This is a genomic window from Streptomyces zinciresistens K42, from assembly GCF_000225525.1.
Taxonomy (GTDB): domain Bacteria; phylum Actinomycetota; class Actinomycetes; order Streptomycetales; family Streptomycetaceae; genus Streptomyces; species Streptomyces zinciresistens.
Window position 1 is genome coordinate 125,088 of the sequence record NZ_AGBF01000004.1, and the last position, 13,288, is coordinate 138,375.

The 13,288-nt window shown below is 71.6% G+C and carries 12 protein-coding genes and 1 pseudogene; 7 read left to right on the forward strand and 6 right to left on the reverse strand.

The window, feature by feature from the left end:
* Window positions 1-57 precede the first annotated feature (57 nt).
* The gene (locus tag SZN_RS03070; RefSeq protein WP_007491325.1) at window positions 58-864 is read left to right on the forward strand and encodes a nuclease-related domain-containing protein; all 807 of its coding nucleotides are present in this window, start codon (window positions 58-60) and stop codon (window positions 862-864) included.
* A 16-nt stretch (window positions 865-880) separates the two neighbouring features.
* On the opposite strand, the gene ligD is transcribed toward SZN_RS03070, so the two are convergent.
* A complete protein-coding gene (ligD, locus tag SZN_RS03075; protein WP_007491327.1) occupies window positions 881-1,762 on the reverse strand; it encodes a non-homologous end-joining DNA ligase in 882 nt (293 codons plus the stop codon).
* A 91-nt stretch (window positions 1,763-1,853) separates the two neighbouring features.
* Between ligD and ku the strand changes: the two genes are divergently transcribed.
* Window positions 1,854-2,933 (forward strand): non-homologous end joining protein Ku, encoded by a 1,080-nt coding sequence (gene ku, locus SZN_RS03080; RefSeq protein ID WP_007491329.1) that lies wholly within the window; start codon window positions 1,854-1,856, stop codon window positions 2,931-2,933.
* Between the two features lie 237 nt (window positions 2,934-3,170).
* Here ku and SZN_RS03085 read toward each other — a convergent pair.
* Window positions 3,171-4,445 (reverse strand): annotated as a pseudogene (locus SZN_RS03085) (beta-ketoacyl-[acyl-carrier-protein] synthase family protein); the annotation flags it as partial.
* Between the two features lie 157 nt (window positions 4,446-4,602).
* Window positions 4,603-5,355 carry a thioesterase II family protein gene (locus SZN_RS03090; protein ID WP_007491333.1) on the reverse strand — a complete coding sequence of 251 codons (753 nt, stop codon included), beginning with the start codon at window positions 5,353-5,355 and terminating at the stop codon, window positions 4,603-4,605.
* A gap of 500 nt (window positions 5,356-5,855) precedes the next feature.
* Here SZN_RS03090 and SZN_RS03095 point away from each other — a divergent pair, with 500 nt between their 5' ends.
* The gene (locus tag SZN_RS03095; RefSeq protein ID WP_007491335.1) at window positions 5,856-6,671 is read left to right on the forward strand and encodes an SAM-dependent methyltransferase; all 816 of its coding nucleotides are present in this window, start codon (window positions 5,856-5,858) and stop codon (window positions 6,669-6,671) included.
* A gap of 120 nt (window positions 6,672-6,791) precedes the next feature.
* Here the strand turns inward: SZN_RS03095 and SZN_RS03100 are convergent, their stop codons facing one another.
* Window positions 6,792-7,712: a helix-turn-helix domain-containing protein gene (locus SZN_RS03100; protein ID WP_007491336.1), complete on the reverse strand. Its 921-nt coding sequence runs from the start codon at window positions 7,710-7,712 to the stop codon at window positions 6,792-6,794.
* A 321-nt stretch (window positions 7,713-8,033) separates the two neighbouring features.
* Window positions 8,034-8,282 carry a DUF397 domain-containing protein gene (locus SZN_RS03105; RefSeq protein WP_043727751.1) on the reverse strand — a complete coding sequence of 83 codons (249 nt, stop codon included), beginning with the start codon at window positions 8,280-8,282 and terminating at the stop codon, window positions 8,034-8,036.
* A gap of 197 nt (window positions 8,283-8,479) precedes the next feature.
* On the opposite strand from SZN_RS03105, the gene SZN_RS03110 reads away from it, so the two are divergent.
* From SZN_RS03110 to SZN_RS03120, 4 genes are all read left to right on the forward strand, one after another.
* On the forward strand, window positions 8,480-9,031 hold the full coding sequence (locus SZN_RS03110) for an ATP-binding protein (RefSeq protein ID WP_244313275.1): 552 nt from the start codon (window positions 8,480-8,482) through the stop codon (window positions 9,029-9,031).
* 189 nt (window positions 9,032-9,220) lie between these two features.
* Window positions 9,221-9,343 carry a hypothetical protein gene (locus SZN_RS43115; RefSeq protein WP_007491339.1) on the forward strand — a complete coding sequence of 41 codons (123 nt, stop codon included), beginning with the start codon at window positions 9,221-9,223 and terminating at the stop codon, window positions 9,341-9,343.
* Window positions 9,344-9,504: 161 nt separating this feature from the next.
* Complete coding sequence (locus SZN_RS03115) at window positions 9,505-10,347, forward strand: RNA polymerase sigma factor SigF (protein ID WP_007491340.1); 843 nt, start codon at window positions 9,505-9,507, stop codon at window positions 10,345-10,347.
* 587 nt (window positions 10,348-10,934) lie between these two features.
* A complete protein-coding gene (locus SZN_RS03120; protein WP_007491341.1) occupies window positions 10,935-11,861 on the forward strand; it encodes a phosphotransferase family protein in 927 nt (308 codons plus the stop codon).
* A 20-nt stretch (window positions 11,862-11,881) separates the two neighbouring features.
* On the opposite strand, the gene SZN_RS03125 is transcribed toward SZN_RS03120, so the two are convergent.
* On the reverse strand, window positions 11,882-13,174 hold the full coding sequence (locus tag SZN_RS03125; protein WP_244313276.1) for an NsdA family TPR-like regulatory protein: 1,293 nt from the start codon (window positions 13,172-13,174) through the stop codon (window positions 11,882-11,884).
* Window positions 13,175-13,288: the final 114 nt, after the last annotated feature.

Here is a 13,288-nt window from a genome sequence, read left to right on the forward strand (position 1 = left end):
GCTTCTTGCCCACCCGGTGCTCCGCCTGTTCCCATGGTTCGGTGGGGGTGAGGGCGCATGAGCGGACTGCGCGTCGTACCTGCCCGGCGGCACGGCCGGGAGCGGCTCTACGTCTGCCTCACGGACGGCCGGAACATCGCCTGGTACGACCGTGAGGCGGCCCGGATCAACCTGCTCAGCGAGGACCGCAGACAGGACGTGCTGGACGCCCTCGGCCCCTTCGTCACCGGCTCGGTGACGGTGGGCCCGCCCCCGGTCCCCACCCCCGCCGAACTGGCCCGGCTGGCCCTGCACCCCGACGACGACCTCGCGCCCAACCGTCCCGGCGAGGCCCTGCTGGCCGCCCTGGACCGCGACCCCGGACCCGCGCACCGGCTGCGGACCGATCCGCGGCAGCGGGCGCTGGCGGCCGAGCGGGCGGTCGGCGAGGCGCTGGACCTCCTGGAGGGCGCGGGCTGGCACGCGCTGCACTCGGTGCCGCTGCCCGGCGGCGACCGCATCCCCCACCTGCTGATCGGACCCGGCGGGCTGTTCGCGCTGCACAGCCTGTACGCCCGCCGGCGGAGGGTGACCGTCGCCGACCCGCTGGTCCGACTGGGCCGCCGCTCGGCCTCCCCGCTGCTGCGCCGGGTTCGCGCCGACGCCCACCGGGCCGCCCACGCCCTCACGGCCGAGGTCCGCCCGGTGCTCGTCCTGCTGGCTCCCGCGGCTCTCGCGGTCGCCCCGCCCCCGCGTGACGTGCGTGTCCTCACGGACACGGAGGTGGCGGGGCTGGCCGGGACCGGCGGGGTGCTGAAGCCTGCGGACGTCGAGGCGCTGCACGCGGCGGCCCGCGACCGGACGGTGTGGAGCGCGGCGGGCTGAGCCGCGCCCCGCCGCCTCAGGGGAGCGTGCCCGCCCTGGCCGGGTCCAGCAGGGGGGCCAGCAGGTCGCCGTGGTCCTGGATGCGCGGGGGCAGGTCCGGGGCGGTGAAGCCCAGGGCGGCGGGGGAACGGCACTCCTCGACCTCGGTCCAGGTCACCGGAGCCGAGACCGCCGGTTCGGGGCGGGCGCGCAGGGTGTAGGGGGCGGCCGTCGTCTTGCGGGCCGCGTTCTGGCTCCAGTCGACGAAGACCTTGCCGGGCCGCAGGCTCCTGGTCATCCGGTGGATCGCCAGCCGCGGCAGGTCCCGCTCCGCCCGTACGGCCAGCTCCCTGGCGTAGTCGGAGGCCCGGCCGGAGGGGGCGGGCCGGATCGCCGCGGTCAGATGGAGGCCCTTGGAGCCGGACGTCTTGGCGTACGCCTCGATGCCGTCGGCGGCGAGCCGCTCGCGCAGCCAGAGGGCCACCTCGCAGCACTCGACCACCGAGGCGGGTGCGCCCGGGTCCAGGTCGAAGACCAGCCGGTCGGCCTCGCCGGGCGCGCCGATCACCCACTGGGGCGTATGGAACTCGGTGACCAGGTTCGCCGCCCACATCAGGCTCGCGAGGTCCTGCACCAGCACCATCCGTGCCGGGCCCTCGACCCGCGGCACCTCGGCGGTGGTGACCCAGCCGGGGGTGCCCGGAGGCACGTTCTTGGTGAAGAACACCTGGCCGTCGTGGCCGTCCGGGTAGCGCAGGAACGACACCGGCCGGTCGCGCAGATGCGGCAGCAGGACCTCGGCGGTGGTGGCGTAGTAGTGCAGCACCTCGCCCTTGGTGAAGCCGGTCGCGGGATACAGCACCTTCTCCAGGTTGCTGAGCGCCAGCCGTCGCCCCTCCACCTCTGTGATCGGCGTCATACGATGAGGATTCCAGAGATGAGCCGCTTTATATGCTTTATCCGGACGAACCGGTCACGTCGATCGGCATGACGAGCGAAGGGGTGCGCACGTGCGATCCATATGGAACGGGGCCATCTCGTTCGGCCTGGTCAGCATCCCCGTCAAGCTGGTCAACGCCACGGAGAACCGCTCGATCTCGTTCCGCCAGATCCATCTGGAGGACGGCGGCCGGGTCCGCTACCGCAAGGTCTGCGAACTGGAGGACCGCGAGGTCGGCCAGTCCGAGATCGGCAAAGGGTACGAGGACGCGGACGGCACGATCATCCCGATCACGGACGAGGACCTGTCCCGGCTGCCGCTGCCGACCGCGCGGACGATCGAGATCGTGGCGTTCGTCCCGGCGGACCGCATCGACCCGCTCCAGATGGACAGCGCGTACTACCTCGCTGCGGGCGGCGCCCCCGCCGCCAAGCCGTACACCCTGCTGCGGGAGGCGCTCAAGCGCAGCCGGAAGGTGGCCATCGCGAAGTACGCCCTGCGGGGCCGCGAGCGGCTGGGCATGCTGCGCGTGGTGGAGGACGCCATCGCCATGCACGGGCTGCTGTGGCCGGACGAGGTCCGGGCGCCCGAGGGTGTCGCGCCGGACGCCCACGTCACGGTGAACGACAAGGAACTGGACCTCGCGGACGCCCTCATGGACACCCTCGGCGAGATCGAGATCGACGACCTGCACGACGCGTACCGGGAGGCCCTGGAGGAGGTCGTCGCCGCCAAGGCCGCGGGGGAGGCCCCGCCGCAGGCGCCCGAGCCGGCGGCGTCCGGCAAGGTTCTCGACCTGATGGCGGCCCTGGAGAACAGCGTGCGCGCGGCCAGGGAGTCGCGGGGCGAGGAACCGCAGGAGGAGGCCGAGGTCAGGCCGCTGCCCCGGCGGAAGCCGACGCGGGCCACCCCCAAGGAGGCGGGCGGCAAGAAGTCGACGTCGGCGGCGGGGAAGACAGCGGCGAAGAAGACCGCCTCGGCCAGGAAGTCCACCTCCCGGTCCGCGCAGGGCGCGAAGAAGGCGCCCGCGAAGAGCACGGCGAAGACGACGGCCGGGAGCACGGCGAAGAAGACGGGCACGACGGCGAAGACCGGCGCGACGGCTAAGGCGGCACAGAAGAAGGCGGCCCCGCGCAAGCGGTCGGCGTGATGTGAGCGGGCGCGGTGGTGGGAGCGGTGGTGGGGGCGGAGGGGGTCGGCGGGTGCGCGCGAGGCGGAGGGGGCCGGCTGGTTCGGGAGGTGGGGGTACGGGGGAGGGGGCGGCCGTGCTCTGGCGGTGAGCGGGCGGGGGCCGCGGCGCCGGGCGGGACGGGGTCGCGGTGCCGGGTGGGACGGTGTCGCGGTGCCGGGTGGGACGGGGGCCGCGTCGGGTGGACGGGGGCCGGCCTCACCGCGTCCGACGCAGTGCCAGGACCGCGTTGTGGCCCCCGAACCCGAAGGAGTTGCTCAGCACCACGTCGCCGTCCTCCGGCAGATCGCGCGGCGCCCCGCGGACCACGTCCAGGCCGATCGCCTCGTCCGTCGTGTCGCCGCCCACCGTCGGCGGCACCAGCGCGTGGTGCAGGGTCAGCGCCGCGGCGACCGCCTCCACCCCGCCCGCCGCGCCCTGGAGATGCCCGAGGTGGCCCTTGAGGGCCGTGACCGGGACGGAGCGCCGGCCCAGGACGGCCCGCAGCGCGCCCGCCTCCGCCAGATCCCCCTCCACGGTGGCCGTGGCATGGGCGTTGACGTGCACGACGTCCGCAGCCACCGCCCCGGCGTCGCGCAGCGCCCGCCGCAGCGCCAGCGCGACACCCCTACCGGTGGGGTCGGGAGCGGCCATGTGGTGCGCGTCGGCCGACAGCCCCCACCCCGCCGCCTCGCAGTAGATCCGCGCCCCGCGCGCCCGCGCGTGCTCCTCCGCCTCCAGTACGAGGATCCCGGCGCCCTCGCCGTTGACGAACCCGCCGCGGTCCCCGGCGAACGGGCGCGAGGGCGAGCCCTTCACACCCCGTGCCGCCGCGGTGCCGTCCGCCAGCGCCCGCATCGCGGCGAACGACGCCATGATCGCCGGGGTGACGACCGCCTCGGCGCCGCCCGCCAGGGCGATGTCGACCCGCCCGTACCGGACGCGGTCGATGGCCTGCCCGATCGCCTCGGTCCCCGAGGCGCACGCGCTCGTCACGGTTCTCGCCTCACCCGTGATGTGCAGGTCAAGGGAGATCTGGGAGGCCGCCTGCGAGGGCACCGTCATGGGCGTCGTGAGCGGCGAGACCGCCCGCGGCCCCCGCTCGCGCAGCCTGCGGTCGCCGTTCACCAGCACCGACGCGTCTCCCAGGATGGCGCCCATGCTGACCCCGACCCGGTCGGGGTCGACCCCGCTCTCCCGGGTGCCGCCCTCGGTGTAGCCGGCGTCGGTCCACGCCTCACGGGCCGCCAGGACCCCCAGCAGCGCCGCCCGGTTCATCCGCCGCGCCAGCGGCCGGGGCAGCAGCTCGCCGGGGTCCACCGGCACCACCCCGGCGATCCGCACCGGCAGCCCCTCGAACTCCGCGCCGCGCAACTCCCGTATGCCGTGCCGCCCGTCGAGCAGACCGCGCCACAACTCCCCTGCTCCCAGGCCCAACGGGGTCACCGCCCCGAGCCTGGTCACGACGACCCGACGAGGTGCGGACGCGGCGGCCTCGCTCATCCCGGCATGCCCCTTTGGTCGTTGAGAGGGAAACATGCCCAGAGCGGGCCGGTCCTGCACCTGCGCGGAGCCGCGGCGTGCCGTCCGTGACGCCCGCCGGCCGCGGAGTCGGGGGCGTACGCCGTCCTCGCGAGCGGGCTGCCGCCCCTCAGACCAGCCGGTCCGCGACGAGGGCCAGCACCTCTTCCCTGCGCGGGGTGAGATAGAAGTGGCCGCCCTCGAAGGCCCGGATCTCCAGCTCCCCGGTGGTGACGTCCGCCCATGCCTTCAGGTCCTCGACCGCGCACACGGGGTCGCGGTCGCCCCCGCAGGCCGTCACGGGGATGCCCAGCCGGTGCAGCCGGGCGGGGCGGTAGGCCGCCAGCAGCCCGAAGTCCGCGCGGAGCGCCGGCATGATCATCTCCCGCAGGTCGGGGTGCTCGTAGACGGCGGCGCCCGCCGGGTCCAGCAAGCGGACGTGGTCGAGGATCTGCTGGTCGGTCGGCGCCGGCCGGGGAGCCCGCTCCGCGCGGAGGCGCGGCCGGGTACGGCCCGACACGAACAGCCGGGCCGGCGCGCGCCCGGGGGCGTTCTCCAGCCGGCGGGCCACCTCGTAGGCCACCGACGAACCCATGCTGTGCCCGAACAGCGCCAGCGGCAGATCGTCCGGCAGTTCGTGCAGCACGGCCCGGGTGACCGCGTCCGCCAACTCGTCCATCGTGGCCGGGAGGGGGTCGTGCAGCCGGTCCTGGCGGCCCGGGTACTGCACCGGGACGACCTCGATCTCCGGCGGGGTCCGCGCCGCCCACTCGTGGAAGAAGCCCGCGGCCCCGCCCGCGTGCGGCAGGCACACCAGGCGGATCCGCGCGCCGGGAGCGGGCACCCGGCGGAGCCAGGCCGTCCCGCCGGCCGGGGCGGTCACGCGCGGACCCCCGACTCCGCCGCCCCGCACGGCCGTTCCCCGCCCCGCCCGACCTGCCTCACTGAGCGCGCCCCCTCGGCCACGTGCGAACCCCGCCGCATGCCACGTGCGTACCCCCGTCGCCTGCGACTCCCGGTCAGGAACCCTAGTGCGAAGCCGCTCGCCCCACACCCCGATCGCGGAACGCGCCCGGGAGACCCCGCCGGTCACCGGGTCACCGGGTCACCGGGTCCCGAGGGCGGGGCGGGACACGACGGGAACCGGACCGGCGCGGCATACCGTCATCCACGGCCATGTCATGACAGAACCATGCCCCGCGCCCGTGTCCGCCGGACCCCGCGACCGCCCCGCGCCGCACCTCCGCCCCGGTCCGGCAGCACGTCCCCACAGGTCTTTCACCTCGGGGTTCGCTGATGGGCTGGCCCCATCAACTGCCCGCTCCCTAGGATGTGTTGTCGGCGAGGTGATCTCCTCAGCCGGCCCTGCCACTGGGGGAAACCATGGAGTCCGGAAAGCTGTCCACGTCCATCGATGCCACGGTCCCGACAGCCGCGCGCATGTACGACTACTACCTCGGAGGCAAGGACAACTACGCCTCGGACCGAGCCGCCGTCGAAGAGCTGGACAAGGTCGTCCCCAGCACCCGCGCCCTCGCGCTGAACAACCGCCGCTTCCTCCAGCGCGTGGTCGAGACGCTGGCCGGCGAGTACGGGATCCGCCAGTTCCTGGACCACGGCTCCGGTCTGCCCACGCAGAACAACGTCCACCAGGTCGCCCAGCGCGTCGACCCCGCCTCGCGCGTGGTGTACGTCGACAACGACCCGATGGTCCTCGTCCACGGCCGCGCCCTGCTGGACCAGAACAACAACACCGCGGTCATACACGCCGACATGCGGGAGACCGACGGCATCTTCTCCCACCTCGACACCGAGCGCCTGATCGACTTCTCGCAGCCGGTCGCGGTGCTGTTCAACTCGGTCTTCCACTGCATCCCGGACAGCGACACCGACGGACCGCTCGCGGTGGTCCGCCGGGTGCGCGAGCGGCTGGCCCCCGGCAGTTTCCTGGTGATGTGCCAACTGGTCAGCGAGGACGCGGAAGTCCGCAAGTTCGTCACCGACTTCATGGACCAGGCGACCCAGGGGCACTGGGGCCGGGTGCGCCAGGAGAAGGACGTCGCGGAGTACTTCGAGGGTCTGGAGATCCTCGAACCCGGTCTCGTGGAGGTGTCCACGTGGCGCCCCGACAGTGAAGTGACGCCACGTCAGCTCACCCAGGAGTGGATCGAGTTCGGCGGCGTGGGCCGACTGCCGTAGGGCGTCCGGCCCCGCGGGCGGCGGGCGCCCGGTAGGTGCTGCCCGGCGCACGCACGGCGGCCCGGCACGAGAGCCGGGCCGCCGGAAGAGTCGCCGAACAGGGCAGCGGTCAGAGTCCGTTCAGGACTCCGGGGCGTACCGTTTCATGGTCTCGCGCAGCCGCCGGATCGACTGGCGCGGGTCGAGGGCCTCGTCGCCCAGCCGGTCCAGGGCGAGCCGGTACTCCTCGGTCTCGTCGACGTCCTCCAGGAACGCCGCGCTCTTGATGTGCTCCAGGTAGACGATGTCGGGCAGGTCGGCGCCGCCGAAACGCAGATAGGTGATCGGCATGGCGGGCGCGGACGCGTTCGTCGCGTCCAACGGCACGACCTGCACGGTCACATGGGGCGTCTGGGCCATCTCGACGAGATGTTCCAGCTGGGCGTGCATGACCGCCGGACTGCCCAGCACGCGCAGCAGCACGGACTCGTCGACGACCGCCCACAGCCGGGGCGCTTCGGCACGGTCCAGCAGGCGGCGCCGGTGCATCCGCAGCTCGACCCGCCGCTCCACCTCCCGGGCCGGTGCCGTCGGCAGCCCCCGCTGGACCACGGCCCGCGTGTAGTCCTCGGTCTGCAACAGGCCCGGCACGTGCTGTAGTTCGTAGGTGCGGATCGCGGTCGCGGCCTCCTGGAGCCCCACCAGCCGGTCGAACCACTCCGGCATCAGCCGCTTGTCATAGCGCTGCCACCAGCCCGGCTCGCCGGCGCGCTTGAGCAGTTGCAGCAGCACCGAGGCTTCGTAGTCCGCGGTGCCGTACCGCTTCAGCAGCGCGCGGACGTCGGCCTCCACGGGCGGTCGGCGGCCCTTGCCCGCTTCGATGCGCGACAGCTTCGCCGGGCTGAACCCCACGTCGCGTGCGGCCTGTTCCTGGGAGAGGCCGGCGTCCTCCCGGATACCGGCGAGCTGCACGCCGACCAGCATCTTCAGCAGCGTGGGCGCCGGCTCGGTCCGGCTCAGGTAGGGCTCTAGACGGGAGACGCGAGGTGACTCGGGCGGCATCCTGACTCCCCGTAGACCGGCATAAGACAGAACGCATTATCGCATCCCGACGCCTCGCGCCGCCCCCTACCCGCCGGAAATGAAGTGCTCAACTTCCTTTTCCCGAGGGCGTGTAGCCCACTTGGACGCACCCACGAGCTAGCGGCCCCCGGCCGGCCGGGACCTCGTACCCCGTGGACGAGTCGTGTCCTCCCGGACGGGCCGCGCGCCCCCGGACGGGCCGTGACCTCCAGGGCGAGCGGTGACCTCCAGGGCGAGCGGTGATCCCTGGAGGAGTCGCGACGCCCGGAGGAGCGGTGATCCCTGGAGGGGCCGCGATCTCTAGAGGAGTCGCGATCCCCGGACGAGGTGGTCGAACTCCCCGTCCTTCGCCCCGGCCAGGAACGCGGCGAGCTCGGCCGGTGTGTAGACGAGGGCGGGCCCCTCGGGATCACGGGAGTTGCGCATCGCGACGCTGCCGTCCACCAGGGTGGCCACCTCGATGCAGTTGCCCTCGGCATTGCTGTGCTTGCTCTTGATCCAGCGGACGCCCAACGAGCTTGCCCGCACGCCGTTCGGTGCTGTTGGCACTGCACTCTCCTTGCTCACGTTCCGCCACGCGTGCGACCGCGCCCGCGCCGGGCCGGGACCGCACGACGTGCTCTGCGTCAACTCAGCTCACGCAATTTCCCGTGAAATTGCACGAACGAGCCTCCGGTGTGGATAATAGTCCGTGGCGTCAACTGCAGCCCAGCCGACCTGTCCTGACCGTGTATCAGGGAGACGTTGTGTCCTTACCTGCGTACGAAGGCCTCCGACTGCCCGGCATCGCTGTGTCGCCTGCGAGGCGGGCGCTCACAGGGGAAGCGCCCGCCGGCAGCGCGATCCGTCGCCGCGTCACCAGGCCCGAGCCCCCGAGTGCCTCGTCCCGCTCCGCCGCCCTGCGCCTCGTCGGCGCCGAACAGGGCTGCGCCGGCGCCCGCGACTTCGTCCGCCGGACCCTGCGCGAGTGGGAGCTGGAGGAGTGCGGCCCCGACGCCCTCACGATCGTCACGGAGCTGCTCGCCAACGCCGTCCTGCACGCCGCCCCGTCCACCGCCGCCGAGCCCGACCCCGAGATCTGGCTGCGGCTGAGCCTGCGCCGCCCCTCTCATCTGGTCTGCGCGGTGTACGACCCGAGCGAGAGCCCGCCGGTGTACCAGCACACGAGCGACCCCTTCGACGAGCACGGCCGGGGACTGCGCATCATCGAGGCCCTGGCCGAGCACTGGGGCTGGACGCGAAGGGCCCCCCGGGGAAAGACGGTCTGGGCGATGCTCCCGGTCGCCGCCCGGAACTGACGCGGAAACCGCCTGGTCCGGGCTTTCCCGGAAGGCGGAGTAACACGGTCGTGTTCGCGTGGCGCGGCAGCAGGGGGAAGTAGATCATTCCGCGAAGCCGCATTCGGCGTCGTGGGTGCCCGCTTTCTTCCGCTCAGGTCCGCCCCACGCGTCAGAGAAAGCGACCGGCTCCCCATTGATGAAGATCTCGTGCGCGAGCGCGGGGACGCCGTGACCGAGGCGCGGGCAGTGGCGGCCCACACCCGGAACCAGGCGGCGCGACTGCTCGACGACACCGAGCCCGCCCCGCCCGGGACCCACCCCCGCGGCTAGCCGGCCGCGGACCGTCCCTCGTGCCCCGTCCACCCCACCCGCACGGCCCCCGCACGGTCGCGCCGAAAAAAGTTGGCGACTGCCAGGAGTGTGCCCCGCGAGCCGGGGTATGCGGCCCATCGGTTGACGAGTGGGAAGCAGGAGCTGGGGAGGGTGCCATCATGGCGATGACGACCGCACGGGCTGGCGAGATCACCGTCGGAGTGCCGGAGATAGCGGACCCGTCGAAGGTGGCGCCCAAGGACGCGCGCGAGCTGTCGAGGCTGTTCTTCGACCAGTTGGCGGTCCTGGAAGAGGGCACGCCCGAGCACCAGTACGCGCGCAACACGCTCATCGAGATGAACATGTCCCTGGTCCGCTACGCGGCCGGCCGGTTCCGCAGCCGCGGCCCGGAGGAGATGGAGGACATCGTCCAGGTCGGCATGATCGGCCTGATCAAGGCGATCGACCGCTTCGAGCTGAGCCGTGAGGTGGAGTTCACCTCCTTCGCCGTGCCCTACATCGTCGGCGAGATGAAGCGCTTCTTCCGCGACACCTCCTGGGCCGTGCACGTGCCCCGGCGCCTCCAGGAGGCCCGGGTCCAACTGGCCCGCGCCACCGAGGAACTGAGCAGCCGCCTCGGCCGCACCCCCACCACCCGGGAGCTCTCCGAGCTGATGAGCCTCCCGGAGGAGGAGGTCCGCGAAGCCCGGCTCGCGTCCAACGGCTACAACTCCGCCTCCCTGGACGCGGCCATCAACGGCAGCGACGACGGCGAGGCCGCCCTGGCGGACTTCATCGGCGCCGAGGACAGCGCCCTGGCCCTCGTCGAGGACTTCCACACCCTGGCCCCGGCCATCGCCGACCTGGACGAGCGCGACCGCCAGATCATCCACTGGCGCTTCGTCGAGGAACTCACCCAGAAGGAGATCGGCGAGCGCCTCGGCGTCTCCCAGATGCACGTCTCCCGCCTGATCTCCCGCCTCCTGGCCCGCCTGCGCGAGGTCATGCTCAGCAACCAGTAGCGCCGACGGAGGCGCCCGAGCCGTCCCACCCGCCGCTCCGAAGACCCTGTCCACAGCGCCGCCGCTGTGGACAGGGTCTTCGAGCGTTCTGTGCAGGGCGCTCCCGCAGGTCGTGTGCGCCTTGCGGCTTCCCTCTCGAGAACGAGAGGTCTGACGCAAGCTCTGCGATGCGCGGTATGACCCCGCTCGTGCAGCTTGGCGGGAGCTGGCGGACACCGAGGCCGAAGCCGACGGCCAGGCCATGCTTCGCTTCCCGGCCCCGGCCTGAGTACTCACTCGCCACTCAGCCGCAATGAGTGCCACACCATGACCGCAACGACAGAGAGCCGGACCCAGTCAGACTGGGCCCGGCTCTCGATGTCCGGCACTTCAGCAGGTCAGCGGGATGATCACGCTGGTCCGACTTCTGTGCCCCCGGCAGGATTCGAACCTGCGCACACGGCTCCGGAGGCCAGGGGAGAGCATTGTGCTCTTGGGGTGCTGACCTGCGGGGGAGGGGCGGTCGTGATCTTCGATGATCAAGATCATTACGTCCCTATTACGTGGGCAGCCTGTCGGGCGGTTGGTCCGGCCCGTAAGGTCGAAGCATGATCTCGGGCAGCAGCGGGGAACCGGACGGCGGCGCGGAGTTCACGGCGGAGGGCCTGGAGCCGCTCCTTCGAGAGGCGTGCGCGACGGCCGAACTCGACGCCCGCGGGGCCGAGTTGCTGCGCCTCGGCTCGAACGCGGTCTACCGCCTGACCTCGTTACCAGTGATCGTCCGCATCGCGCGCGATCGGTCGGTGCTGGGGGAGATGGAACGGGCCGTGGCAGTGACCCGGTGGCTTGAGACACAGGACTTCCCGGCCATGCGTGTGCCGGCAGAGGTCAGCCAACCAATCGTCGTCGGCGGCCGGGTAGTCACCTTCTGGGAGAGCGTTCAGGAGCGCGAGGAGTACGGCACGGTCGGCGAACTCGCCGATCTGCTACGCCGCTTGCACTGGCTCGAAGAGCCGGAATCTCTGCGTCTGCCGTACTTCGATCCACTGGCCAAGGTGTCGGCGTCCTTGGAGGGGCTGGACGGCATCTCAGGGGAGGACCAGAAGTTCCTAGAGGAGCGAGCGGCGAGCCTCGGCAAGGACTACGACCGGCTGGACTTTGTCCTCCCCTTCGGCATGATCCACGGGGATGCCAGCATCGGGAACATCCTCCGCCACCGGGACGGGCACGCGGTGCTGATCGACTTGGACGGTTTCGCTCTCGCGCCACGTGAGTGGGACCTGGTGCAGACGTCGATGTTCTACGAACGGTACGGCTGGCACACGCAGGCCGAGTACGCGGAGTTCGTGCACCGGTACGGCTTCGACCTGATGAACTGGCCCGGGTACGAGACCCTTGCAGACCTGCGTGAGCTGATGATGGTTGCCTGGCTCGGGCACCAGGTCACGAGGAACAATCGGGCTGCCGCCGAGTTTGCCCGGCGGGTTCGCTCACTTCGCACGGGGGAGGGCCGAGACGAATGGGGCCCATTCTGAGCAAGCGCTGAGAGAAGCTCTCAAGCACCAACACGCTCGTCCGACGCGATCCACAGCCTGTGCTCTCGCACCTGATCGGTGAAGAGCTGTACGTCCTTACTGGTGCCGACCCCCGCAAGGTTCCGCCGGAACTCGGTCAGGTAGCTGACGCAGCGGGCCGACTTGAGCTGCTCGCCCAGGTCGAGGGCATCGAGTGCCACGCGGCAGGCCTCCTCGACGTCTCCGGCGCGAAGGTGGGCGTCGGCCAGAACCATGGTCGCGAAGAAGTCGCTCCGCACGTGGCTGCCGCTCATGGCGTTCTCCGCGTGGAGTACGGCCTTCCGGGCGCTGTTGACGTCTCGGAAGCAGTGAGCGGCCTCAGCGGCAAGCTCAGCCTCGTCGAAGTAGCTGATCCACTCGGGCTCATCGTCGCTGTTCCTGCTCGCCAGTGCATGCGTGGCTGCGCCCAAGGCGGCTTCACAGGCCCGTACGTCCCCTGTCCGGGCAAGCGCGCGGGCCTCCATGGCGTGGAACTGGGCGCGGAGCGTCGGCGTGGCAACAGGGGAGATGCCCATGAGCGCCGCACGGGCGAGGGTGGCGGCCTGGGTGTAGCGACCGAGGAATGTCGCCTGATGACTCATGGCGGACAGGATGCTTCCGGCGAGCCGACGGTCGTTCGCGTCCTGGGCCAATCGCAGAGCCTGAAGGAAGTACCGCTGTGCCAAGCCGTGACGGCAGGCGTCGTACGACATCCAACCTGCCAGAAGGGTCGCCTCTGCCACTGTGGAGAACAAGGCCCGGCCGACTTGCTCCGTGTACTGCCCTCGCAGGAGCGGCGTCACTTCGGTACTGAGGTACTGGACTGTCGCGTGCCGGGCATGGTCGCCCCCGAAACGGTCGTCCAGTTCGGCGAACATGTCCGCGGTGGTCTTGACTGCTGCCACGTCTCCAAAGCCAACGCGCATTCCGTCCCGACGTTGTGGAGGAACGGCCGGCTCAGGCGCTACCAGCCACCGGAGCGAGGCTTCGTTCCACGCTGGTTCGGATGGCTCGGCCTGCAACAGAGGCTCATACCTATTGAGATCCGCGCGCCACAGCTGGCCGACTGTATCGATCGCTCCTTCGGGGCTCGCCGGATAACTGGCGTCCAGAAGCCCGGTGTCCCGCTGGCCCTCGTGGTTCAGCCCCAACTCGCCTGCACTGAGAAGCTGTTGTCTTTTCGATCTTGAGCGGTGGCGGTCGAACGCGGGTTCCCGGTCGGGTGATTCTGCGGTGGTGAGGGCATGAGGAAGGGGCCTCCTGAACAGCTCGTGGGTGTCGAATCCATAGAGCAACAGGAGGCCCCTGTGCTGCAGTCTTCCGTGTCGATGGTCGGGCAGTCCAACTCGGCCGCTCCATCGTGTGATTGCCTCGCGCACGTGTACGGCAACGCGGCTGACCGGCCCGGG

Bases quoted from the DNA above. Each gene is read 5' to 3' on its own strand.
- SZN_RS03070 (WP_007491325.1), top strand. From the start codon at position 58: ATGAGCGGACTGCGCGTCGTACCTGCCCGGCGGCACGGCCGGGAGCGG.
- SZN_RS03120 (WP_007491341.1), top strand. From the start codon at position 10,935: ATGATCTCGGGCAGCAGCGGGGAACCGGACGGCGGCGCGGAGTTCACG.
- SZN_RS03100 (WP_007491336.1), bottom strand. From the start codon at position 7,712: ATGCCGCCCGAGTCACCTCGCGTCTCCCGTCTAGAGCCCTACCTGAGC.
- SZN_RS03115 (WP_007491340.1), top strand. From the start codon at position 9,505: ATGGCGATGACGACCGCACGGGCTGGCGAGATCACCGTCGGAGTGCCG.
- SZN_RS03095 (WP_007491335.1), top strand. From the start codon at position 5,856: ATGGAGTCCGGAAAGCTGTCCACGTCCATCGATGCCACGGTCCCGACA.
- ligD (WP_007491327.1), bottom strand. From the start codon at position 1,762: ATGACGCCGATCACAGAGGTGGAGGGGCGACGGCTGGCGCTCAGCAAC.